Source organism: Streptomyces fuscigenes (assembly GCF_021556455.1).
GTDB classification, from domain to species: Bacteria; Actinomycetota; Actinomycetes; order Streptomycetales; family Streptomycetaceae; genus Streptomyces; species Streptomyces fuscigenes.
The window spans coordinates 1-22,349 of record NZ_JAKGCV010000045.1; the positions used below are offsets into that span (position 1 = coordinate 1).

24 protein-coding genes are annotated in these 22,349 nt (G+C 73.1%); 14 read left to right on the top strand and 10 right to left on the bottom strand.

The genetic code is table 11. The annotated features are described in order from the left end of the window. Window positions 1-203: 203 nt before the first annotated feature. Entirely contained in the window at window positions 204-1,184 is a 981-nt protein-coding gene (locus L1885_RS07210) for a GlxA family transcriptional regulator (RefSeq protein ID WP_235796148.1), read from the top strand. Between the two features lie 212 nt (window positions 1,185-1,396). After that, entirely contained in the window at window positions 1,397-2,233 is an 837-nt protein-coding gene (locus tag L1885_RS07215; RefSeq protein WP_235796149.1) for an alpha/beta fold hydrolase, read from the top strand. A gap of 108 nt (window positions 2,234-2,341) precedes the next feature. Here L1885_RS07215 and L1885_RS07220 read toward each other — a convergent pair whose 3' ends face one another. Continuing rightward, window positions 2,342-3,214: an alpha/beta fold hydrolase gene (locus L1885_RS07220; protein ID WP_235796150.1), complete on the bottom strand. Its 873-nt coding sequence runs from the start codon at window positions 3,212-3,214 to the stop codon at window positions 2,342-2,344. Between the two features lie 90 nt (window positions 3,215-3,304). Then, window positions 3,305-4,561 (bottom strand): MFS transporter, encoded by a 1,257-nt coding sequence (locus L1885_RS07225; RefSeq protein WP_235796151.1) that lies wholly within the window; start codon window positions 4,559-4,561, stop codon window positions 3,305-3,307. Between the two features lie 85 nt (window positions 4,562-4,646). On the opposite strand from L1885_RS07225, the gene L1885_RS07230 reads away from it, so the two are divergent. Next, window positions 4,647-5,243: a TetR/AcrR family transcriptional regulator gene (locus tag L1885_RS07230; RefSeq protein ID WP_235796152.1), complete on the top strand. Its 597-nt coding sequence runs from the start codon at window positions 4,647-4,649 to the stop codon at window positions 5,241-5,243. Window positions 5,244-5,811: 568 nt separating this feature from the next. Here the strand turns inward: L1885_RS07230 and L1885_RS07235 are convergent. The 3 genes from L1885_RS07235 to L1885_RS07245 all read right to left on the bottom strand — a co-directional run bounded on the left by L1885_RS07235 (window position 5,812) and on the right by L1885_RS07245 (window position 8,390). Next, window positions 5,812-6,558, bottom strand: coding sequence for a DUF2306 domain-containing protein (locus L1885_RS07235; protein ID WP_235796153.1), 747 nt, complete (start codon window positions 6,556-6,558; stop codon window positions 5,812-5,814). Between the two features lie 537 nt (window positions 6,559-7,095). Continuing rightward, the gene (locus tag L1885_RS07240) at window positions 7,096-7,491 is read right to left on the bottom strand and encodes a lipocalin-like domain-containing protein (RefSeq protein WP_235796154.1); all 396 of its coding nucleotides are present in this window, start codon (window positions 7,489-7,491) and stop codon (window positions 7,096-7,098) included. Window positions 7,492-7,757: 266 nt separating this feature from the next. Beyond that, window positions 7,758-8,390: a TetR/AcrR family transcriptional regulator gene (locus L1885_RS07245; protein WP_235796155.1), complete on the bottom strand. Its 633-nt coding sequence runs from the start codon at window positions 8,388-8,390 to the stop codon at window positions 7,758-7,760. 69 nt (window positions 8,391-8,459) lie between these two features. On the opposite strand from L1885_RS07245, the gene L1885_RS07250 reads away from it, so the two are divergent. Then, entirely contained in the window at window positions 8,460-9,479 is a 1,020-nt protein-coding gene (locus L1885_RS07250) for an NAD-dependent epimerase/dehydratase family protein (RefSeq protein WP_235796156.1), read from the top strand. A gap of 62 nt (window positions 9,480-9,541) precedes the next feature. On the opposite strand, the gene L1885_RS07255 is transcribed toward L1885_RS07250, so the two are convergent. Together L1885_RS07255 and L1885_RS07260 are read right to left on the bottom strand one after the other, a co-directional pair. Beyond that, window positions 9,542-9,817: a DUF3817 domain-containing protein gene (locus L1885_RS07255; protein WP_235796157.1), complete on the bottom strand. Its 276-nt coding sequence runs from the start codon at window positions 9,815-9,817 to the stop codon at window positions 9,542-9,544. Between the two features lie 2 nt (window positions 9,818-9,819). Beyond that, window positions 9,820-10,284 (bottom strand): hypothetical protein, encoded by a 465-nt coding sequence (locus tag L1885_RS07260; RefSeq protein ID WP_235796158.1) that lies wholly within the window; start codon window positions 10,282-10,284, stop codon window positions 9,820-9,822. Window positions 10,285-10,758: 474 nt separating this feature from the next. On the opposite strand from L1885_RS07260, the gene hemQ reads away from it, so the two are divergent. The 4 genes from hemQ to L1885_RS07280 all read left to right on the top strand — a co-directional run bounded on the left by hemQ (window position 10,759) and on the right by L1885_RS07280 (window position 14,606). Further along, on the top strand, window positions 10,759-11,439 hold the full coding sequence (gene hemQ, locus L1885_RS07265) for a hydrogen peroxide-dependent heme synthase (protein ID WP_235796159.1): 681 nt from the start codon (window positions 10,759-10,761) through the stop codon (window positions 11,437-11,439). A gap of 564 nt (window positions 11,440-12,003) precedes the next feature. Further along, complete coding sequence (locus tag L1885_RS07270; RefSeq protein ID WP_308117286.1) at window positions 12,004-12,882, top strand: heme o synthase; 879 nt, start codon at window positions 12,004-12,006, stop codon at window positions 12,880-12,882. Between the two features lie 281 nt (window positions 12,883-13,163). Beyond that, window positions 13,164-13,958, top strand: a complete 795-nt coding sequence (locus L1885_RS07275) for a DJ-1/PfpI family protein (RefSeq protein WP_235796160.1) — start codon at window positions 13,164-13,166, stop codon at window positions 13,956-13,958. A gap of 174 nt (window positions 13,959-14,132) precedes the next feature. Then, a complete protein-coding gene (locus L1885_RS07280; RefSeq protein WP_235796161.1) occupies window positions 14,133-14,606 on the top strand; it encodes a MarR family winged helix-turn-helix transcriptional regulator in 474 nt (157 codons plus the stop codon). A gap of 165 nt (window positions 14,607-14,771) precedes the next feature. On the opposite strand, the gene L1885_RS07285 is transcribed toward L1885_RS07280, so the two are convergent. Continuing rightward, window positions 14,772-16,196: a glucose-6-phosphate dehydrogenase gene (locus L1885_RS07285; protein ID WP_235796162.1), complete on the bottom strand. Its 1,425-nt coding sequence runs from the start codon at window positions 16,194-16,196 to the stop codon at window positions 14,772-14,774. A 451-nt stretch (window positions 16,197-16,647) separates the two neighbouring features. Between L1885_RS07285 and L1885_RS07290 the strand changes: the two genes are divergently transcribed. Then, a complete protein-coding gene (locus L1885_RS07290) occupies window positions 16,648-17,367 on the top strand; it encodes a lysophospholipid acyltransferase family protein (RefSeq protein ID WP_235796163.1) in 720 nt (239 codons plus the stop codon). Window positions 17,368-17,429: 62 nt separating this feature from the next. Beyond that, a complete protein-coding gene (locus tag L1885_RS07295) occupies window positions 17,430-18,479 on the top strand; it encodes an NAD-dependent epimerase/dehydratase family protein (protein ID WP_235796164.1) in 1,050 nt (349 codons plus the stop codon). Between the two features lie 154 nt (window positions 18,480-18,633). Here L1885_RS07295 and L1885_RS07300 read toward each other — a convergent pair whose 3' ends face one another. After that, the gene (locus L1885_RS07300) at window positions 18,634-18,921 is read right to left on the bottom strand and encodes a type II toxin-antitoxin system Phd/YefM family antitoxin (RefSeq protein ID WP_235796165.1); all 288 of its coding nucleotides are present in this window, start codon (window positions 18,919-18,921) and stop codon (window positions 18,634-18,636) included. 55 nt (window positions 18,922-18,976) lie between these two features. On the opposite strand from L1885_RS07300, the gene L1885_RS07305 reads away from it, so the two are divergent. The 3 genes from L1885_RS07305 (at window position 18,977) to L1885_RS07315 (ending at window position 20,920) form a co-directional block, all read left to right on the top strand. Then, entirely contained in the window at window positions 18,977-19,615 is a 639-nt protein-coding gene (locus L1885_RS07305) for an ATP-dependent Clp protease proteolytic subunit (protein ID WP_235796166.1), read from the top strand. 7 nt (window positions 19,616-19,622) lie between these two features. Then, on the top strand, window positions 19,623-19,931 hold the full coding sequence (locus L1885_RS07310) for a hypothetical protein (protein WP_235796167.1): 309 nt from the start codon (window positions 19,623-19,625) through the stop codon (window positions 19,929-19,931). 512 nt (window positions 19,932-20,443) lie between these two features. Next, complete coding sequence (locus L1885_RS07315) at window positions 20,444-20,920, top strand: C40 family peptidase (protein WP_235796168.1); 477 nt, start codon at window positions 20,444-20,446, stop codon at window positions 20,918-20,920. Window positions 20,921-21,066: 146 nt separating this feature from the next. Here the strand turns inward: L1885_RS07315 and L1885_RS07320 are convergent, their stop codons facing one another. Beyond that, entirely contained in the window at window positions 21,067-21,492 is a 426-nt protein-coding gene (locus tag L1885_RS07320; protein ID WP_235796169.1) for an ATP-binding protein, read from the bottom strand. 224 nt (window positions 21,493-21,716) lie between these two features. Between L1885_RS07320 and L1885_RS07325 the strand changes: the two genes are divergently transcribed. Next, window positions 21,717-22,349 (top strand): transglutaminaseTgpA domain-containing protein (locus L1885_RS07325; protein WP_235796170.1); only part of this gene is annotated, 633 nt, incomplete at its 3' end.

The window sequence follows — 22,349 nt, forward strand, 5'->3', positions numbered from 1 at the left end:
CCGGGCGGCCCGCGCAGGCCCCGGGCGGCGGCCCCTGGAGGTGGCGTCCGGTGCGCGGCCGCCCCGGTCGCCGTCCGCCCGGGGCGCGTCCCCAGGCCGGTCCCGCCCATGGCGCCGTCCGAGATGTCCCGGACACGGCCTAGGGTGGGAGCGCCCGGACGGGCGCGGGAGCACAGCCGCACAACGGCACGGCGGAGAGAGACATGGGTCCTTCAGCGCACACGGTCGGCATCCTGGTCTTCGACGGCGTCAAGCTGCTCGACGTCTCCGGCCCGGCCGAGGTCTTCACCGAGGCGAACCTGAACGGGGCCGCGTACCGGCTCACCCTGGTCTCGGTGGGCGGCGCACCCGTGCGCTCCTCGATCGGCATGGCCGTGCAGGCCGACGCCGACGCCGCCGACGCAGGGCCGTTCGACACCCTCCTCGTGGCGGGCGGCGACGCGCTCCCTGGCTCGGCCGTCGACAGGGATCTCGCCGCCGCGGCGGCGCACCTCGCGCACGGCGCGGGCCGGGTCGCCTCCATCTGCACCGGCGCGTTCATCCTCGGAGCGGCGGGCCTGCTCGACGGCAGGCGCGCCACGACGCACTGGCGGCACACCGAGCTCCTGGCCAGGGGCCATCCCTCGACCCGCGTCGAGCCGGACGCCATCTACGTCAAGGACGGCACGACGTACACCTCCGCCGGCGTCACGGCCGGCATCGACCTGGCGCTCGCGCTCGTGGAGGAGGACCACGGCCCGGACCTGACGCGCGGTGTGGCCCGCTCGCTCGTCGTCTACATGCAGCGCTCGGGCGGCCAGTCGCAGTTCTCTGCCCCGCTCCGGGGCGCGCCGCCGCGCACGCCGGTGCTGCGCCTGGTCCTCGACGCGGTGCAGGCCGATCCGACCGCGGAGCACACCCTGGACTCGCTGGCGGAGCACGTCCGGGTCAGCCCCCGGCACCTGACCCGGCTGTTCCGTGCCGAACTGCAGACGACTCCGCTGAAGTACGTGGAACTGATCCGCTTCGACATGGCCAAGGCGCTCCTCGACTCGGGCCACAACGCGACGGAGGCGGCCGCCCTCTCCGGTTTCCCGAGCTACGAGGCGCTGCGCCGCGCGTTCGCCCGCCACCTCGGGGTCTCGCCCACGCACTACCGGCGCCGGTTCACCACTACGGCGCGCGGGGCGGCGCCGGCCCGCTGAAGCGGTGGAACGGGCGTCTCCCGGACCGGATCCCACCGCAAGGGTGAATCACCGTGCCACCCGCCGGTGTCGCGGCCCGGCGGAGGGAGGAATCACGTGATGTATCGGAGGTCGACCGCTCGCGGCTTCCGGAGGAGGACCACCGCCGTCCGCCGCACGCGGCCGGACCGGGCCTTCGCCGGTCGCCGCCCACCGCAACGAGAGTGAACCCCATGAGCTCCTCGCCCATCGTCCCCCGCACCACGGTCGTCGACGGCCTCACCGTCCGCTACGCGCAGAGCGAGGCCAGCAGCAGGCAGGACGCCCTGCTGCTCAGCCCCTGGCCGGAGAGCGTGTACGCCTTCGAGCAGTGCTGGCCCGAACTGTCCAGGCACGCACGCCTGGTGGCGCTCGACCCGCCCGGCTTCGGCGGGTCCGAGCGGCGCGACGCCCTCATGTCGCCGCAGGCGATGGGCGAGTTCATCCTGCGGGCCGCGGACGTCCTCGGCCTGGACCGCCCGCATCTCGTCGGGCCGGACATCGGCACGTCGTCCGCGCTGTTCGCGGCGGCCGCGCAGCCCGGCCGCTTCCGCAGCATCGTGGTGGGCAGCGGCGGCGCGGCCGTTCCGCTGGAGCTCACCGGCGTGCTCAAGGAGTGGGTCGAGGCCCCGGACCTGGCGCCGTACCGGCAGGTCGACCCGGCCGTGATCGTCGACGCGGCGCTCGGCACCATCGAGGGCTACACCCCGTCCGAGGAGGTGCGGGCCGACTACCTGCGGTCGTACGCCGGGGACCGCTTCGTGGAGTCGATGGCCTACGCGCGTGCGTACGGCGAGCAGCTGCCGCGCCTGGCGGAGCTGCTTCCCGGCATCGAGACACCCGTGCGCATCGTGGCGGGGGCGCGGGACCAGGTGGTCCCGCCGGTCAACGCGTACTTCCTGCACGAGCGCCTGCCCCACAGCCGGGTCGACCTGATCGACGGAGCCGGGCACTTCTGCTGGGAGGAGCGGCCGGACGCGTACGCGGCGCTGGTGGCGGACTGGTGGGAGCAGACCGCGCCGAAGTTCTGACCGGGCGCCCCGGCCGGGATCCCGTGCCCGGGTTCCGGGCCGGGGTCCCGGGCCGGCCCGCCGCCCGTGCCCTGGCGCCGGCCGGCCTGCCCGCCGCGGCGGAGCCCGTCAGTCCAGGTGCGCGGCCAACTCGCCGACGATGTCGTCGAAGTCGTTGGCGACCAGCGACAAGTGGCCTTCGGAGGGGAGGACATGGGCGGTCGCGGCCGGCATGCGCCGCGCCAGCCAGCGGCCGTGGTCCGCGGGGACCATCCGGTCCTCGGTCCCCTGCCACAGCGACACCGGCGTCTCGATGGCCGCCGGGTCGAAGCCCCAGTCCTTGACGAAGGCGAGGTCGTCGTCGCGCCAGCCGGCGATGCCGGTGGACACGGCCGCGCGGAACGACGCGGCGAGGTACTCGGCCAGCTCGGGCGTCAGTGCCCGCAGGTCCACGTCCGACACCAGATCGCCGAGCGCGGCCGCGATCTGCTCCGCCCGCACCACGGCGAGCACCTCGGCCTGCCCGCCCAGGTAGCGGGCCAGCTGCGCCTCCCCGGCCCTGGCGGCGCCGAACTCCTCGATGTTGTCGGCGCCCATCCCGGCGGGCCAGTCCAGGCCTTCCGCGTCGTGGGGTGCGACGCCCGCGACCGAGGCCGCGGCCCGGCAGCGCCCGGGCATCAGCGCGGCACAGGCCAGCGCGTGCGGTCCGCCTCCGGACCAGCCGACGGTCACGAAGCGCTCGGCCCCCAGCTCGTCGAGGAGTTCGGCGGTGTCGTCGACGACCGAGGCGACCCTCCGGCCGGGCTGCGGCGACGAGCCGGCGTAACCGGGCCGGCTGGTGGCGACGAACCGCAGGCCGAAGCGCACGGCGGTCGCGATCATGGGCTCGAAGGGGACGGCGGCGGACGGCGTGCCGTAGTGCACGAGGAGCACGGGCCCGTCGTCCGGTCCTGCCGAGCGGTACTCGAGGATCCGGCCGTCGGAGAGATGGAGGTCAGTCATGGGGCGAAACCTACGCCGCCGCCCCTCCCCCGCGGCCGCGGCACCCCCGCCCGGTCGCGAGACGCCCGCTCCCGGACACGCGGCGGCGGGTCAGTGCCCGGAGAGTTCGCCGGACCGGCCCGCGCCCGCTGTCGTCCCGCGCTCCCCGGAGGCCTTCGAAGCGGGGCGCGAAGGGCGCGGCGGGCGCGCGGCGGGGGTGGCGAAGGACGCGGCCACCACGAGCGCGAGCACGGCGAAGAGTGCGTGGCGGAGCCCGAAGTGCTCGCCGAGGCTGCCGAGCGAGGGCGGCCCCACGAGGAAGGCGACGTACCCGACGGTGGCCGCGAGGGAGATCCGCGCCGCGGGGTTCTCGCCCGAGTCGCCCGCGGCGGAGAGGGCCACGGGAAAGCCGAGGGACGCGCCGATCCCCCACAGCACGGCCGCGGCCGCCGCGACGGCCCGGTTGTCGACCAGGATGACCAGCGCGATCCCGACGGCGCCGACGACCGCGCTGCCGCACAGGGCCGCCGCGCGCCCGTACCGGTCCACGAACCGGCCTCCCGCGAACCGGCCCGCGGTCATCGAGGCCGCGAACACGGCGTAGACGGCAGAACCGAGCGCGGGGTCGAATCCGTGGCCGTCGACCATGACGAGCGGCAGCCAGTCGTTCGCCGTGCCCTCGGCCATGGCGAGGGCGAGGATGACGGCCCCGATGAGCAGCAGTCGCGGCTCCTTCCACACGGCGGGGCGCGCGGGACGCGGCCCGTGCGTACCCGCGGGGGCGTCGCCGTCGCGCCGTCCCACCCCGGCGGGCACCTGACGGACCACGGGCACCAGCACGGCCGCGACCACCACCGCGACGGCGGCGAGGTGCCACGGGACGGGGAACGAGACGGCGGTGAGGGTCATGCCGATCGCCGCGCCGACGACCGTGCCGAGGCTGTAGAAGCCGTGCATGGCGGGGAGCGTCGACCGGCCGAGCAGGCGTTCGACCTCCGCCCCCTCGACGTTGAGGGCGACCTCGGCACCGCCCATGCCGAGTCCGGTCAGGCCGAGGCCGAGGGCCACGACGACGTCGCTGCCCCCTGCCGCCCCCAGGGCGACGACGGCGGGGCCCGCGGCGGTGGACAGCGTTCCCGCGGCGATGACGGGGCGAGCACCCCACCGGGCCACGAGCGGGCCCGAGCAGAGGATGCCCGCCATGGAGCCGACGGAGAGGCCGAACAGGATCAGGCCCATGCGGCCGGTCGACGCGTGCAGGAGGTCGCGTACGTCGGGTGTACGCGTCACCCAGGAGGCCATGGCGAGGCCGGGCAGGAAGAACAGGGCGAACACGGCGAGCCGACGCCGGCCGAGGCTGACAGCCACAGCGATGCCTCCGGGCAGGGTCACGGGATCCAAGTGCGTACAAGCGTACACACTTGGGGTGCGGCCCGTGTGACAGATTGAGTGCGTGAGCGGCACACGGCGTGAGATCCCGAACGATCCCGGGCGCAGGCACCGGATCCTCGATGCCGCCCTGGACGTCATCGCAGAGGCCGGCGTGCACCGGACGACGCATCGCCGGATCGCCGCCCGGGCCGGCGTCCCGCTCGGCTCGCTCACTTACTACTTCGACGGCATGGAGGACCTGCTGGAGCAGGCCTTCGCCCGGCTCGCCGACACCATGTCGCAGTTGTACCGCAGCACTTTGCAGGACGCCGGCTCGAAGGCGGAGGCCGAGGCGGCCGTCGTCGAGCTGATCTGCGGTCCCGCGTACGCGACCGACCGCGACCTCACCCTCGTCTTCGAGATGTACGCCTACGCCAACCACCACGCCCCGGTGGCCGCCATCACCGGCTCCTGGCTCGCGCGCAGCCGCGACAGCCTCGAACTGCACTTCACCCCCTCGGTGGCCCGCGCCCTCGACGCCCTGATCGAGGGCTGGCCCATGCACCGCCGCTTCGAGACCGCCCCCCTCGACCGGCGGCTCGTCGCCGGGGTGGTCCACGCCGTGGTCGAGGCCGCTCCGGCCCTGCCCGGGGGCGGGCAGCCCGGCGGGCACCTCTGAGGGCAACGGGGACCAGGCCGTCCCGCCACCCGCCGGGCGGGGAGCGCCGGTCCGGGGGCGGTGGCCCTGCGTCCAGGCGCCCGCCCAGCGGGGACCGTCCGCGGGCGCGTCAGGGCCGGCAGGTGGCGCACCCGTCGCAGAACGGGCCTCCGCAGGGCTGTCGGCGCCCATCCCCGAGGCGGTACATGAGCGGGTCCCCGTCCGGCCGGCCGCGTCCGCGCCGCCACGCGAACCAGTAGACGGCGCCGACGCCCTTCACCGCTCCCAGCAAGGCACTCACCATGAGGTGTTCGCCCACACGGCACGCACGCGAGGGATTCCCGCCACCGGACGTGTCGGCCGGTACCGCGACCGGCGACCGCGCCCCCGACGAGGTGGGGCCCGCGTCGGTGGCGGCCTTTCGGGAGGGGCGGAAGCGTCGGGTGCGCGGCACGGTCCGGTCCGATCCGGTCGGGGGCCTGTCGCTCGGGCGAGAGGCAGAGAAGCAGGGAGGCAGAGAAGCGGAGAAGCAGAGAAGTAGAGAAGCGGACTGGCCGTGATGCCGAGGACACGCGGGCCGGCCGGTGGCCTACTCGGCCGCGCGGACGACCCTGGGCGGCTCGACGAGGCGCAGGGCGGGCAGGCCCCGGCGCCGCACCATCAGTTCGGCGACGACGATGTTCGGAAGCCAGCACAGGAAGGGGATCACGTTGTAGGCGTTGTTCCAGATCTGCTGGTACGCCACGTCGTCCTGGACGAAGGGAAGTTGCGCGACGAGGAGGGTGCCGAGCCACAGGCGCAGTGTGACCGCGGCGTAGGTGAGGGCGAAGTTGCGGAGCATCCAGGCCTGGTGGGAGCGGATGTCGCGCTCGCGCGCGGCGCGGTATCCCCGCCACGCGGTCCAGGCCCAGAGCAGGTCGAGGCTGCAGAATCCGAAGAAGCCGTCGAAGCCGGCGCTGCTGAAGAAGGACATGACGAACGCGCCGACCGATCCCAGCGCGATGCATATCATGTACGCCCGCCCGATGGCCCGGTGCAGTCCGGGGCGTCTGCGCCGCAGCCCGCGTGCGAACTGCCAGGGGCCGAGCACCAGCGACAGGCCGGCGAAGACGATGTGATCGTAGAAGGCGATCTGGACGGGCCAGGGGCGCACGGCATAGGTCGTGGCCAGCCCCACGTTGTCCGGCGCGAGTTCGGCGAGTGTGCCCTCGCCGTACTGGCCCACGAAATAGCCCGCGATGGCGATGGAGGAGAAGACCACCCAGGTCCAGCTCAGTGCACCTCCCCGGTGGCGGCGTGGGCCCACTGCACGGCGTTTGTCGGTCTGCGACAGCATGGTGAAGCTCTCTGGCTCGATGAGTCGGGAACTGGGCGGCTCCGGAACCGCGGCACGGGGGCGACCGCGCGAAGACGGGGGCGCCCGGTGCCGGCAGGGGTTCGCTCTCTCCCGTGCCGGCTCACCGCGAGGGTGCCGACGGCCGCCGGATTGCAGAAGGTTAACGAGCGGCGCCCGCACGGAAACTGGTGGAAATCCCCATCGCGAGACGCCGTCTGTGGCCCGCGGGCACCTGGACTTCCACCCGGTGCGGTGTCGATGCCGGGACTTCGGAACCGAAGCGTGGTGGTGCGGGCGGCCGGGGGTGGAGCCGGCCGCAAGGGGTGGTGCCGGCGGACGAAGTGGTGTGCGTGTCTGTCGCGTCACTCGGGTCCACCACTCCGGGTCACGACCCTGTCCGGCGCGGTGCGGAAGGACCGGGCCGGGCGCGTCGGCGACCCGAAGTGCGCCACGCGCCGCGGAGACGGGGGGCGAGCCAACTCCTGCACCCCTGGGCGCCTTTCCAGGCCGAGGACCCCGAAGGGGTGGTTGGGAAACTCAGTCCTCAGCCGGCCGGTGGGCCGTTTCGGCGTGCAGCCGCCGCCAGACGAGTTCCATGCGAGGCAGGCCGGGACGTCGGGTCGCCAGCACCAACCGGTCCTGTTGCTCGTCCAGGCGGGCGTAGCGCTGCTGGTCGCGGGTGAAGGGCGGAAGGCCCACCCGTACCTCGTGCCGGACCACATCGCCCTCGACGACGGCCGTGCCCGCGTACGCGACGGCGGGCGCGGGACCGGCTCCGGCGATGACGACGGCCATCCGTGCGTCTCTCGTGTAGATCAACTGGCCCTGGGGGGTGGCTCCGTAGGGCCTGGAACGCACCGTCCCGTCACCGTCGACGTCGGTGACGTCGATCAGGGTCCAGGTGCCGGCCAGACGTTCCCACTGCTCGTCCACTGCTCCACCTCCATCGCGTCTCGGATCGCTCGCGGCTCACCGTAGGCCGGGGGCGAGGCCCGCGGACTGGCGCTCGGCGACAGTGCTCTCGCAGCGGGGTGGAACCTGCGCCGTGTGCGCCGGTTGCGCCCGTGTGCCGTGCGGCAGACGGCTCTTTCCGCCCGGCGCCGCGCGGGGACGCCCCGGCGCGGGGGCGGGGGACGGCCGGGGCGACGAGGCCCGGGGCGAGGGGCGTCCGCGGGCGTGGGCCTGCTCGGCCTCGTCCGCTACGGCTTGCCCGGCGGCTGCGAGCCGGTGACGTCGAGGAGCGCGAGCATGGTGGGGAGCAGGTCGCTGTTCAGAGGATCCGGGTTGCCGCTGTCGATCGCGCCCTCCAGGGCGAGGGTCGTGTACCCGTGCACGAGGGACCAGACCGCGTAGCTCGGCAGCAGCGCGGGGTCGGTGTCGCCGGTCGGCGGTTCGGCGTCCTCGCCGCGCAGGCCCCGGTCCAGGGCAAGGAGGGCGCGGTGCTTCTGCTCGGCCAGTTCCGGTGCGGTGAAGTCGAACTGCGTCATCCGCCACATCAGGTCGAACAGGGCGCGGTTCTCACCGGCGAAGGCGACGTACTCCCCGGCGAGGCGTGTCACGCGCCCACGGGCATCGAGTCCGGCGAGTTCGAGCGATTCGAGCCGGTCGCAGAGCTGCCGGTACGCGCGCGTCGCGAGCGCGCCGAGGAGCCCGCGCGCGTCACCGAAGTGATGCTTGGGAGCGGACTGCGACACCCCCGCCCGCCGCGCGGCCTCGCGCATGCTGAACCCGGCGACGCCTCTGTCGGTCAGCACGACGAGCGCACTGTCGAGCAGCGCCGCGCGCAGGTTGCCGTGGTGGTACTGATCGCCGGTGAGTGGTTCCTTGCCCATCCCTCCATCTTGACAGTGAGAAGATGTTTCGTAAACTGCTCACTGTCAAGATGATGAGTGGGAGTGGATATGGCGGACATGGTGCTGGTCACGGGCGTCTCGGGGTACATCGGTGGTCACATCGCCGCCGAGCTGCTGCGGCGCGGCTACGCGGTGCGCGGCTCGGTGAGGTCGCAGTCCCGCGTCGGCGAGGTGCATGCGGCGATGGCGGCGGCCGGCGTCGACACGGCACAACTGGAGACGTGCACGCTCGACCTGCTGTCCGATCGAGGGTGGGCGGAAGCGGTCGACGGGTGCCGATACGTGCTGCATGTGGCATCTCCGTTCGTGCTGGCGAAGCCGAAGGACCCGGACGAGCTGATCCGTCCCGCCGTCGAGGGTGCGACCCGAGCGGTCGGAGCGGCGCTGAACGCGGGCGTGGAGCGCGTGGTCATGACCTCGGCGCTGGCGACGGTGCAGTTCGCCCGCGCGCCCAAGGGCCACGTCTACACGGACGCGGACTGGACCGACCCGGACGATCCGCGCCTCAACGCGTACATCGTCTCGAAGGTCAGGGCCGAGCGCGCGGCGCGAGAGCTCGTGGAGCGGCGCGGGACACCGGACCGGCTCGCGGTCATCAACCCGGGTGCGGTGATCGGCCCACTCCTGACGACCGATCCCGGGACGTCGGTCACCGCGATCCAGCAGCTGATGTCGGGGGCGCTCCCGATGATCCCCGACCTTCGGCTTCCGTGGGTCGACGTGCGGGACGTCGCCGACGCCCACATCGCCGCGACGACCTCGACGCGTGCCGCCGCTCGCCGCACGATCGTCGCCAACGACCCGATGTCGCTCATCGAGGTCGCCAGGGTGATCCGCGAACGCCTTCCCGAGGCAAGCCGGAAGATGCCCGCACGGGCGATGCCGACGTGGTTCACGCGGCTCGCCAGCGTCTTTGAGCCCCAACTGCGCGACAACCGCTGGCTGATCGGCCAGAACCAGCGCTTCGACCGCACCACCGCGGAGGCCCTCGTCGGACACCCGCTGCGATCGATCCCCGACGCGATCGAGCAGACCGGACGCAGCCTGGCCGAACACCGGATCCTCTGAATCCGGCGAGCACGTCGGGCCACGCGCGACCCGGCGACAGGGCCGGCGACGGCCACTCGGCCTCAGCCCGCCGCGGCCGGCTTCCGGGCAGACGAGAGCTGCCGCAGGGCAAGGGTGGCCCCCACCCCGGGAATGAAGGCCAGAGCGACGGTCGCACCTCGTTTCAGCGGGTCCCGGAACACACTTCCTATCGCGACCAGGTAGGCACATCCGTGCACGGGGCCCGTCAGCGAAGCGACGGGCGCGTTGTGCACCGTGACGAGATTGGTCAGCAGCACGAGCAGGGATACGACTTCGACCAGGGCCGCACTCTTCAGAAGGGTGTGATCGCGGTCCATGTTCACACTCCCGTGGTGGAGCCCGGGCGGACGACCATCAGGACGGTGACCGCGGCCCAGAGCAGGTTGAAGAACCCTGCATACATGGCGAGTTGGGCAGTGTCCGACCGCTCGACGGTACCGCCCGAGTCGATCTGGCCGCGGAGGCTGTCCTGGCCGGGCAGCACGAGGACGACGAGGATGCCGGCCGCCACCGCCGTCAGGACGATCGACGCGATCAGCCATGCACTGCCGAGTACGCCCATGTACGAGGCGGTGGCGAACCCCAGGACCGGGACGGCCAGGCCGACGCCGGCGTACACCCGGCAGATGCGGTGGAGGAGTTGGACGGAAGCCCCCGCGGAGGGGTCAGAACCGCTCGCCCCTGCACGACGGGCAGCAGGCGGGAACATGCTGGCGGCGACCGCTACGGGGCCGATCGCGATCACGGCGGCCAGGACGTGGAGCGAGAGGAGGATCTTGGTCATGATTCGGTGTGCTTCGCGGATCGTGGAACCTGCGTGACGAACATTGCCTCTCCTATGACCCACGCACCCCCGACGCCTGCGGCGGGTGCGAGATGTCCGGTGTGAAGTTCTGCGCTTGACGGATGGCGAGGAGCGCCGGCGACACCGCCGGCCGGCGCGGTCCAGGGCTCGGCGGGTCGCGAGGCGGACGGCCGGTGAACGCCGGGAACGGCCCCTGCCGCTCAGGCAGGGCCCTCACGGCCATTACTTTCAGCCCGCCTGAAAGGTAGCACACCACCTACCTCCGGGAACCGCGTCGGAGGGGAACCTTCAGGCGTACTGTAAGTTGAAGACGCCGAGGGTTCGCGAGGTGCCCGTACCCCCGCCCCCCGCCGACGGCACCCCCGCGGGGAACCGCCGGAACCCACCGGCGGCGGCGCTCCGGCCGCGCGTCCCGGCGGCCGACGCCCCCTCACCCGGACCAAGGAGACTCACATGAGCGACAGCGAAACGACCGCACCCGCCTTCGCGCTGTGGAACGTGTACAGCGTCGGGAGGGAACAACCGGCGATCGACGAGAGGGCGATGGGGAGCCTCACGTCCGTCCTGGAGGCCTTCTCCGCGGACGGCGTGGTCCTGCGGGGCCTGTACGACGTGTCGGGCCTGCGCGCCGGCGCGGACCTGATGGTCTGGCTGCACGGCCCGGACCCGGAACGGCTGCAGTCGGCCGCGCGGGTGCTGCGGCGCGAGCGCGCGTTCAAGGGCCTGAAACCGGTGTGGCATGCGATGGGGGTCCATCGCGAGGCCGAGTTCAACCGGAACCACTTGCCGGCCTTCGTGAGGGGTGTCGCGCCGGCCAAGTGGCTCACGGTGTACCCGTTCAATCGGAGCTACGAGTGGTACTTGCTCCCGGAGGAGGAACGGCGCGGACTCCTCGCCGAGCACGGTCGCGCCGGAGCGGCGTACCACTCGGTCCTGACGAACACGGTCTCCGCGTTCGCCCTCGGCGACTACGAGTGGATCCTGCCGCTCGAAGCCGACGATCCGATCGATCTCGTGGACCTGATGCGGACCCTGCGCGCCACGCGGGCCCGGCTGCACGTGCGCGACGAGACACCCTTCTTCACGGGGCGCCGGATCGAGCTCCACGAGCTGTACGCGCTGATCGGTGCCTGAGCGTTCGGCACCACGCCCGACACACGCCGCCGCCGGTGCCGAATCCACGGCGGCGACACGTGGGATCCGCCGACCCGGGTACCGCCGACGCCGGGTGAACTCCCGGCAGCTGGGCCGGCGTTCGGGCGCCGCCGGTCCGCCGTCCACTCGCCGGCACCCACGGCCGCCGGTGCCGCGCGGGGATCGCCGGTACCCAGGGGTCGCCGACGCGCACAGCCCGTCGGAGCGCACGGGCGGCGCCCGTCCGGTGCACGCCGGGCCGAGGGGCGCCGACCGCGCACGTTCAGCGCCCACGTGGCCCGTCGCGGGAACGCGGGGCGAAAGGACCCCGATCCAGGCTCCCCCAGCATGCGGTCAGGCCGCGAGCGGCACGGAGCAAGGGTCGCCGGTCGTCAAGAGAGCAGCCGCGACGCTCATTGTCCGGCGCCGGAAAGGTTGGCCGTTGTGAACGGCGGAAAGACTCGACGAAGCGGTGTGCCCGCGAAGTTCCGAACGAGGGAGGGCCAGGCCCTGCCACCCGCACCCGCGCCGGGCGGCGGTACGCGGGATCGACTCGCACGCGCGGTGTTCCCGCGCGTCCGTGCCTACGTCGCCCTGACCAAGCCACGCGTCATGGAACTCCTGCTGGTCACGACCGTGCCGAGCATGGTTCTGGCTCACGGCGGCCCGCCGGGTGTGCCGCTCGTCGTGGTGACGCTCATCGGCGGAGCGGCGAGCTCGGGCAGCGCTTCGGCCTTCAACATGTACCTGGACCGGGACATGGACGCCCTGATGAAGCGCACGTCGGACCGCCCGCTGGCCACAGGGCAGGTGGCACCGCGCTCCGGCCTGGTCTTCGCCTGGTCCCTGGCACTCTTCTCGACGGCCTGGTTCTGCCTCCTCGTGAACTGCCTGGCCGCCGCGCTGTCCGTCTGCGCGATCCTCTGGTACGTCGTCGTGTACACCATGGCCCTCAAGCGCCGCACCGAACAGAACATCGTCTGGGGAGGGATCGCCGGCTGCTTCCCGGTCGTCATCGGCTGGGCTTCGGAGACGGGGACCGTGTCGTGGCCCGCCGCGATCCTCTTCCTGGTCGTCTTCTTCTGGACCCCGGCACACTACTGGCCGCTGTCCGTCAAGTACGGCGAGGACTACCGCCGCGTCGGCGTCCCCATGCTCGGTGCGATCCGGCGCATCGACCACGTCGCCACGAGGGTCACCGCATACGCCGCGGCGACCGTCGCCACTTCTCTCCTCCTCGTCCCCGTCGCACGGATGGGCTGGATCTATGCGACGGTGGCTGCCGCCGGTGGAGGGTGGTTCGTGTGGGAGGCCCTCCGGTTCCAGGCCGCCGCTCGACGCTCGGCGGGCGCTCCTCGCCCCATGCGGGTGTTCGCGGCCTCCAATGCCTATCTCGCCCTGCTGTTCGCGGCGGTGGCCCTCGATCCACTCCTGAGAACCTGAGTCGGGGGGGTGGCGCCGGAGCGGCCGGGCGCCGGCGGCACTCGACGCGTTCCCGATTCCCGATTCCCGATTCCCGATTCCGGCTCCGGTTCCGGTTCCGGCTCCGGCTCCGGCTCCGGCTCCGGCCGTCTCCGGCCCGCTGGTGAACGACGCCGTGAAACCGACTCGCCCCCGCACCGCACCGCACCGCACCGCACCGCACCGCACCGCACCGCACCGGCCGAGCAACCCGCACCGCATCGACCAAGACACCGCAGACGTCCACATCCCGGAGGCTTCACATGGAAGACCGCACCACCACCTGGCCCGCCCACCTGACGGGCGATGCGGCCCCACTGGAAGTCGGCATGCTCCTCTACGAGGGACACACCGCGCTCAACCTCGTCGGCCCGTACACCACTTTCGTACTGGCGGGCATGAGGGTCCACCTCGTGGCCAAGACCCTCGCCTCCGTCGTCTCGGACGACGGCGGCCTGACCATCGCCCCCACCACCACCTTCGACGCGTCCACCGAGCGGTTCGACATCCTCTTCGTCCCCGGGGGCGGGCTGGTGCACGAGCCGATGCTGGACCCGGCCACCCTCGCGTGGCTGGCGGACCGCGGCGCGACGGCCTCCTACGTCACCGCGGTCTGCAACGGCCCCCTCGTCCTCGCGGCGGCGGGCCTGCTCGACGGCTACCGCGCGTCCACGCACTGGGCGTCACGGGACCAACTGGCGCGACTGGGCGTCGAGGTCTCGACGGAACGAGTGTGCGTCGACCGCAACAGGATCTCCGGAGGCGGTGTGACCGCGGGAATCGACTTCGGGCTCGCCCTCGTCGGGCACACCCTGGGCGAGAAGGCCGCGAGTTACGCCCAACTCGTCATGGAGTACACCCCGGAGCCTCCGTTCGACGCCGGGTCGCCCGAGAGCGCGGGTGCCGACGTCGTGGCATTGCGCACGCGGTTCATGGCCGAGCCCGACACCGCCCTCCGGGACGCCGTGTCCCACCTGGTCGACCAAGGCTCGGCGCCGGGCTCCCACCCGGTACGGGACGGGATCGCGGACCCCGGCGCCGGCCTCGCCCGTACCTGACCGCTCCCGGCTCCGCGCGCCGGCCCGGCATAGGCCATGGTGCCGGGCGGCCCGGCCCTGCTCGTGCTCCTGCTCCCGCTCCCGCTCCCGCTCCCGCTCCGAGACGACGACGCCTCAGGTGACCTGCTCGTTCCGATACGGTGGGAGACTCGGACCGCAGGGAAGGAAGCTTGGATGGCAGACGCGGGGGACGCTCGCGCGGCGCGGTACCCGGTGAGTCCAACGATGATCATGATCCTCCAGGGGCGTTCGCTGGAGGCCCGGGTCGAGGAGTCGCTCAAGGGCATCGGCCTCTCCCTGCGCAAGCTCGGGCTCCTGGGACATCTGCGGCAGGAACCGGGCATCTCGTTCAGCGCATTGGCGCGGCGGGCCGGCATCAAGGTGCAGAGCCTGCATCCGATCGTCGAGTCGCTGGTCTCCGCGGGGCACGTGGCGACGGTCGGCGGTACCGGGCAGGGCCGTGCCGCGGTCATCGAGTTGACGGACCGCGGTGCGAGCATGCTGGAGCAGGCGACCCGGCTGATCGCCGAGCACGATCACGAGGTGTTCGCGAAGGGCGAGTGGAAGGACCTGGGCACCGCGCTCACCCGCCTCGGGGAGGCGCTGTGGCGCGAGCGCACGCAACCGTCTCCCCCGGGCGGCGGGTGATCAGGCGCACCGCGCCCGGCTGCCGAAGGCTCGCCGGCAACGCCGTCCGGCCCGTGCGGCGCGGCGGCCGGTCCACGTCGGCGCGGCCTGCATGACACCGCGGTCCGGACAGCCGCTGCCCGGACCGTCCCACGCGGGTCCGGGGCGCGGGATCCTGACGGGCCTTCACCCTCCCCGCGGCATCCATGGCTCCTGCCACGACAAGTGCCCGCCGACGAGGGAGCGCGCCTCATCGGGCCCCCACGTGCCGCGCTCGTACACACGCACCGGCGGCGGGAGCTCCAGCAGCGGCTGGACGATGCGCCAGGTCTCCTCGATGCCGTCCTCACGTGCGAAAAGCTGGTGATCACCGGCGATGGCCGCGTGGAGCAGCCTCTCGTACGGTTCCTGGGGTCGGCCCAGGTCGGCCGCGAAGGTGGTGTCCAGGTGGACGGCCCGCCAGGCACCCCGGTCGCCGTGCCCGCTCAGTTGCAGCCGCAGCCCCGGCTCCTTGTCGATCCGCAGCACGATCTGGTTCGCGGCCACCTGCGGCGGGGCGGCGAGGAAGGCGAGCCCCGGTGTCCTGCGCAGTACCAGCCGGACCTCCGTCACCGTCTCCGGCATGGCCTTGCCGGCCCGCAGGAACACGGGGACACCGTCCCACCGCCAATTGTCGATCCTCAGGCGCAGCGCGGCGAAGGTCTCCGTCGTCGAGTCCTCCGCCACGCCCGGCACGTCCAGGTATCCCCCGTACTGGCCGCGGACGTACTGCCGGGGATCGACCGGCGCCACCGCCCGGAAGAGTTCCGCCTTCTTGTCCCTCAGGTCGTCGGCTCCGGCACCGGCCGGAGGCTCCATCGCGACCAGGGCGAGCACCTGGAGGAGGTGGTTCTGCACCACGTCGCGCAGCGCGCCGACGGCGTCGTAGAAGGCGCCCCTGTCCTCGACTCCGAAACTCTCCGCCATGGTGATGTGAATGGCGGAGACGCTCTTGCGGTCCCACAGCTCCGCCATCGCGAGGTTGGCGAATCGCAGGTACTCGAGTTCGATGACCGGTTCCTTGCCGAGGAAGTGGTCCACGCGCAGGATCTGGTCCTCGTCCAGGACGGCGCGGAGGCGCCCGTTGAGTTCGCGCGCCGAGGCCAGGTCGTGGCCGAAGGGCTTCTCGACGGCGACCCGCGCGTTCCTCAGCAGGTCGACGGCCGCCAGGTGCTCGACGATGGGCGCGAAGAGGGCCGGCGGCATCTCCAGGTAGAACAGCGGTCGCCGATCGTGCCCCACGGCTTCGGCGAGCCGCTCGTAGAGGCCGGCGTCGCCCACGTCGCCGTTCAGGTAGGACAGCCGCCCCGCCAGCCTGCGGAACACGCCCTCGTCGATGTCCTCGCCGCCCTCGGCGACGGCCGAGTGCGCATGCTCCACCAGGTGGTCGACCGTCCAGTCGTCCCCCGCGATCCCGATGATCGGGCAGTGGAGAAGCCTCGAACGCTCCAGGCGGTACAGGGCTCGGAAGGTCATCTTGCGTGCCAGGTCGCCGGTGATTCCGAAGATCACCAGCAGGTCCGCGGCGCGCTCGCCGTCGTCCCGCGCCGTCGCCGCCGGTTCCGCTGCCATGCCGTGACCTCCACGATCGGCGTGACCGAGCCGGGCGTACTGCCGCGTGGCACGGCACACCGCCCCCACCAGCACACACCCAAATGCCGGCCGCGACCAGTCGGGGCCCGCCCGCCCACCGGGACGCGTCCTGGCCGGCAGGGGTACGTCCCGCCACCGCGGCGCCGCGCCTTGCGCGGACAGCCCGGGCGATTCCCGAGCCGGTCGCCTTCCGTCCCGGGCGACGGCCGCGCTCCTCCGCCCGGGATGCCGCCGCCCATCGGGCCGGCCCGGGCCCGAAGGAGCCGCGTCCGATGTTTTGCGTCCGATGAACCGTCAATAGATTCAACAGGGTTACGGCCGCACCCCGACGAGGCCGACTGCGCGGGCACACCGACGAGCGGCGGGCGGAGGGCCGTTGACCGGGTGAAGCGCGGCTCCAAGGGCGATCGAGTACCACGGAGGTCTGATCGTGTTCTACTACGTCCTCAAGTACGTGCTCCTCGGCCCGCTGCTGCGGGTGCTGTTCCGGCCGCGGATCGAGGGGCTGGAGCACGTGCCCGCGCGCGGCGGCGCGATTGTGGCGGGCAATCATCTCTCCTTCTCCGACCACTTGTTGATGCCCGCGATGCTGCGGCGGCGCATCACCTTCCTGGCCAAGGCGGAGTACTTCACCGGGCGCGGGCCGAAGGGCAGGCTGACCGCGTTCTTCTTCCGCAGCGCCGGGCAGATCCCGGTGGACCGCTCGGGACGCAGCGCGGGCCAGTCCGCGATCACGGAGGGGCTGGAGGCGCTCGGCCGGGGCGAGTTGCTCGGCATCTACCCGGAGGGCACCCGCTCGCACGACGGCCGCCTCTACAAGGGGAAGGTGGGGGTCGCGGTGATGGCGATCCGCTCGGGGGTGCCCGTGGTCCCGTGCGCGATGCTCGGAACGTTCGAACTCCAGCCGCCCGGGCGGAAGGTGCCCCGGCTCTCGGGGCGCCGGGTGACGATCCGCTTCGGGGAGCCGCTGGACTTCTCGCGGTACGCCGGGCTCGACGGTCAGAAGGCGGCCGTGCGCGCCGTGACCGACGAGATCATGTACGCGATCCTGGGTCTCTCCGGCCAGGAGTACGTGGACCGTTACGCGGCGGACGTGAAGGCCGAGGCAGGCCCGCGCCCGGGACGGTTCCCCGGGCTGCGCCGCCCTTAGCGTATCCGCGCACGGCGAACAGCGCTGTCGCCGACCACCGGCCCCGGCCTAGCGTTCCCGCCATGACCAAGGGAAACGTGCTGGTGATCGGAGCCGGTGGACAGATGGGGCGGGTGGCCGTGGCGGCGCTCGCCGAGGACGGATGGGAGGTGACGGCCGCCTCGCGCGGCGGCGGCCGGGACGCGGCGTGGCCGGCGGAGGTGCGCGCCGTGCCGCTGGACCGCGCCGACGGTGCGGCCCTGGCCGCGGTGGTCGGGGAGGGAAGCGACGTCGTCGTCGACCTCGTCGCGTACGACGCGGAGCACGCCGAGCAGTTGATCGGGCTTGCCACGGCGGGCCGGATCGGGTCGGCGGTGGTCGTCTCCACCGCGGCGGTGTACGAGGACGACCGGGGCAGGAACTTCGACACGCAGGCGGAGCCCGACGGCTTCCCGCGCTATCCGGTGCCGGTGCCCGAGTCGCAGCGCACGGTGGCGCCGGGGGGTGCCACGTACGGCACCCGCAAGGTGCGGCTCGAACAGCGGCTCGCCGAGGCGGGCGACGTGCTGCCCACCACCGTGTTGCGGGCGGGCGCCGTGCATGGTGTGCATTGCCGCACGCCCCGCGAGCTGTACTTCGTGAAGCGGATGCTCGACGGGCGGCGCCGCCACGCCCTCGCGTTCGGCGGGGCGAGCCGCTTCCACCCGACGCACACGTCGAACATCGGGGAGCTGATCAGGCTGGCCGCCCGCGCCCCGGGCTCGCGGGTGCTTAACGCGGCCGACCCGCAGGCGCCGAGCGTCGCCGAGATCGCAGCGGCGATCGGCCGGGTGATGGGCGTGGAGACGCCGGCCGTGCCGTTCGACGGGCCGCCGGCGGCCGACGGCGTGGGGGACACGCCCTGGTCGGTCCCGCATCCGGTGGTGCTGGACATGGCGGCGGCGGAGCGCGAACTCGGCTACCGGCCGCTGACCACCTACGCGGATTCGCTGCCCGCGACGGTCGACTACCTCACCGCGCGGCTCGCCGCCCACGGCGACTGGCGGGAGGCGTTCCCTGCCATGGCCGCCACGTACGGCGACGCCCTGTTCGACTACGCGTCCGAGGACGCCTGGTGGGCCGCGCGGACCTGACCGGGCGGCCGTCGGCCCCGGTCCCGGCCACCGTCCTCCCGGGGCCCGTCCCCCGGGAGGACGGCGGCCGGGGCCGTCGCCGCCCACGCCGTCGGGGCGAGGACCCCGGCCGCGTACACCGCGGGAACGACGGCCCCACGAGCGGCGGGGCCGGTCACGACGACGGGTCGCGGTGCTCTCCCGTGTAGTGGGCCGCGATGCCGAAGCGGGGGCGTTCGCCCGGAGCGGACGGCACCTCGCGGACGGTGGAGACGGAGCGCACGGCCTCCTCCCCCGACGGGTCGTCCGCGCTCTCCAGGAACTCCAGGTCAGCCGCCGAGACCAGGGCGACCAGAGGCTTTCCGTGCCGGGTCACGACCACGCGCTCGCCCCCGTAGACGACGCGGTTGATCAGTTCGGCGAACTCGGCACGGGCTTGCGTCACCGGAATCTCATGGGCCATAGTCCCCCATCATAGTTCTGTACGTCCTGTACAGTTTTTACAGAGGGGCCAGCCCATGCAGCAGCCACCGTCGGCCCGGTACGTCCTGCCGGAGTTCACCGAGCGCACGAGCTACGGAACGCGCACGCTCGATCCCTACTCGAAGCTGATGGAGGGCCGGATCGTCTTCCTGGGCACACCCGTCGACGAGACCGCGGCCAACGACGTGATCGCCCAGCTGCTGCACCTGGAGTACACCGCCGCCGACCAGGACATCTCGCTGTACATCAACAGCCCGGGCGGCTCGGTCACGGCCATGACCTCGATCTACGACACGATGCGCGTCATCTCCTGCGACGTGAGCACCACGTGCCTGGGCCAGGTCGCCTCCGTCGCCGCGGTCCTGCTCGCCGCGGGTGCCCCGGGCAAGCGGATGGCGCTGCCGGGCGCGCGCGTGGTGCTCCAGCAGCCGTCGCTCCCGGAACCCGTCCGGGGGCAGCCGTCGGACCTGCTGATCCACACCGAGGAACTTCTGCGGCAGCGCACGTTCCTGACGCGGACGCTGGCCCTGCACACCGGCCGGGACGAGGCGGCGATCGAGGAGCGCCTGGCGCGCGACACGGTGCTGGACGCGCGGGCGGCGCGGGAGTTCGGCCTCGTGGACCACGTGGTGGACCGCCGGGGCGCCCTCCCCGGCCCCGCCGCCGGGCGGTGAGACGGCGATGCTGCCGCCCGAGCTGCCGCCGCTGCCCGCGCTGACGCGGGCGGAGTGCGACGTGGTGGACGCCTATCTGGCGGTCGTGGACCTGGTGGCCCGGATCAATCCGGCCCGCGTCGAGGACACGTACAGCGCGCTGCGGGCCGCACAGGCGCTGCCGGCGCGCGCCCGGGAGCTGCGGGAAGCGCTCGACGTGATGCACGCGCGCGGCGAGTCCGAACTGCACGCGGGCACGCTCGGGCGGGCGCTGCGGGTGCTCGACGGCGAGCGGCGCACCGGCCGGGTCGCACTGCCCCCGGCGGCGACGCCCTGACCCCGCAGAGGCTCGCCCCGGATGGCGCAGCGGCGGCTCCGGGGCCTCCTCGTTCGGCCTACGGGGCCCGGGCGGCGCCGCGGCCGTCGGGGTTGCGCGGCGTGTCTACGGCGCTGCGGGGCGTGATGAGCCGTACTCGCAGGTACGGGGTCCGCGCCACGCTCCGACGGGCGGCCTGACGGTGCCTCACCCCCACGAATGGCGCATGTGTGACGAGATTCACATATCGTCGTTTCAACTCGGAAATCGTCCGGCGGCGGGTCAGGATCCCTGCGACAGGTCGCAAGCCCTCGCCACCTGGCGAGGCGGTCCGGGCGGACGCCGAGTCCTGCCGCCGTACCGGACTTCGTGCGGACACGAGTGGATCGGCAGGAGTGGAGGACCCGAGCAGTGCGGGACGGCGCGTGCGAACGCGACCGCCCCTTGGGGTGAAGCCGCCCAGGCGGCCGGGCACCTTCGTTGGCCCGAACCCGACAGGTCATCCTTCACAGGCGGCTGACGAAGGGTTGCGCATGAGTGCGCAGGTTCATGTCCCGTCTCTGTTCTCCCGCGCCGGCACCATCTCCGCCCTCACGCTCGCCGCGGTCGGCGGCACGCTGGTGGCACCCGGCGCCTCCCCCGACGCGCACGCCGCGTCGGCCGTCGCCACCCGGGCGGTGAAGGTGGCGGCGTCGAAGGCCGGTTCCCCCTACCACTGGGGCGCCACGGGCCCCAACAGCTTCGACTGCTCGGGGCTGGCCGTCTATTCGTACAAAGAGGCCGGCAAGTCGCTGCCGCGCACGACGCAGCAGCAGTACAACGGCAGCAAGCACATCTCCGCCACGTCCCGGCGCAAGGGCGACCTCGTCTTCTTCCACAGCGGCGGATACGTCTACCACGTGGGGATCTACGCGGGGCACAGCCGGATCTGGCACGCGCCGAAGACGGGCTCCTCGGTGCGCCTCGAACACATCTGGACCAAGGACGTCTGGTACGGGCGGGTCGCCTGACGGCTGCCGGACCGCCGCCGCCCGCCGGACGGCCCGGCGGTCACCCGGGCCCCGGGCCCGCCGCCGGACGGAGGTCCCGGCGGGCCTTCGCGGCCGAGCGGCGGCCGGGCCCGGGAAATGCCCCCGTACGGGCGGCGGTACCGCGGTCAGGCCGCCGCGGTCCACGGCAGGGTGATCCAGACGGTCTTGCCGCCGTCCGGTGTGGGCGTGACGGACATCCGGCCGCCGCATTCCGCGGCGAGCCAGCGGATGATGACCATGCCGCGCCCGTTGTCCTGCTGCACCGCGGCGGGCAGCCGCTTGGGCCAGCGCGGGTGGCTGTCGGTGACGCCGATGCGAAGCCGCTCGTGCCGGTCGAGGGTGACGTCCACCGTGAAGGTCGGCGAGTGGCCGAAGGTGTGCAGGACGGCGTTGGTGGTGAGTTCGGAGACCACCAGGCGGACCGTTTCCGCAGTCTCGGCCTCCACCGGCAGGCCCCACTCCGACAGGAGGTCTGCCACGTATCTGCGGGCCACGGGGACCGAGCCGGGCTCGCTCGGCAGGGTGAGGGATGCTTCCTGATGGTCTGCCATGGCGCGGCTGTCCCTTTTCACCGGGCTTGAGTCCGGGCACGAGAGCGGGCACGGGGTCGAAGTGCCGGGCGGGGCCCGTGGGTTTCGGGTGCGCCCCCGGTCTCCGCGTCGGCGTTGCCCCATCGTGCCGCCGCGATGCGCCATTCGCCGGGATATGACGGCATCTGTCGCCCGAAGCAGTGAACTGTTCGATACCGGGCAGGCCTTGGGCCCTGTCCCTCCCCGTGCGGGGCCGCTCAGGCCTCGGGCGCGGTTTCGACGATCGTACGGACGGCCTGCGCGATCTGCCGCTGGTCGCGTCGCCCCTGTGGCTGCTGGAGGCGGCCCTGCTGGCGGGTGTCGTCTCCGGGGTCGGCGCGCTGACCCGCCGGGTGCCGCTCGCGAGGACGCTGACCGTGGCGATCCAGGCGGTCCTCGTCCTGCTGATGCTGACGGTGGTCTTCGCCCGGGACGTCGCGCCGCTCGGCGTGCTGCCGGTCCCGGACGTCTTCGAGCGGTTCTCCCTGCTGCTGGCGTCCGGCGGCGACGACGTCACGCGCTACTCGATCCCCGCGCCGCCCACCGAGGGCATCAAGCTGATGCTGGTCGGCGGCGTGCTGATCATCGGCCTCGCGGTGGACGCGATCGCGGTCACCTTCCGCAACGCCGCCCCGGCCGGGCTGCCCCTGCTCGCGCTGTACTCGGTCGCCGCGGGCATCTCCGGCGGCGCGGGCTCCCCCGCGAGCTGGCTGTGGTTCGTGCTGGCCGCCGTGGGCTACCTGGTGCTGCTGCTGGCCGAGGGCGGGGACCGGCTGGCCCGCTGGGGCCGCGTCTTCACCGGCGGGCCGCAGCGGCCGGGCCGCCCGCCCGGCGCGCCG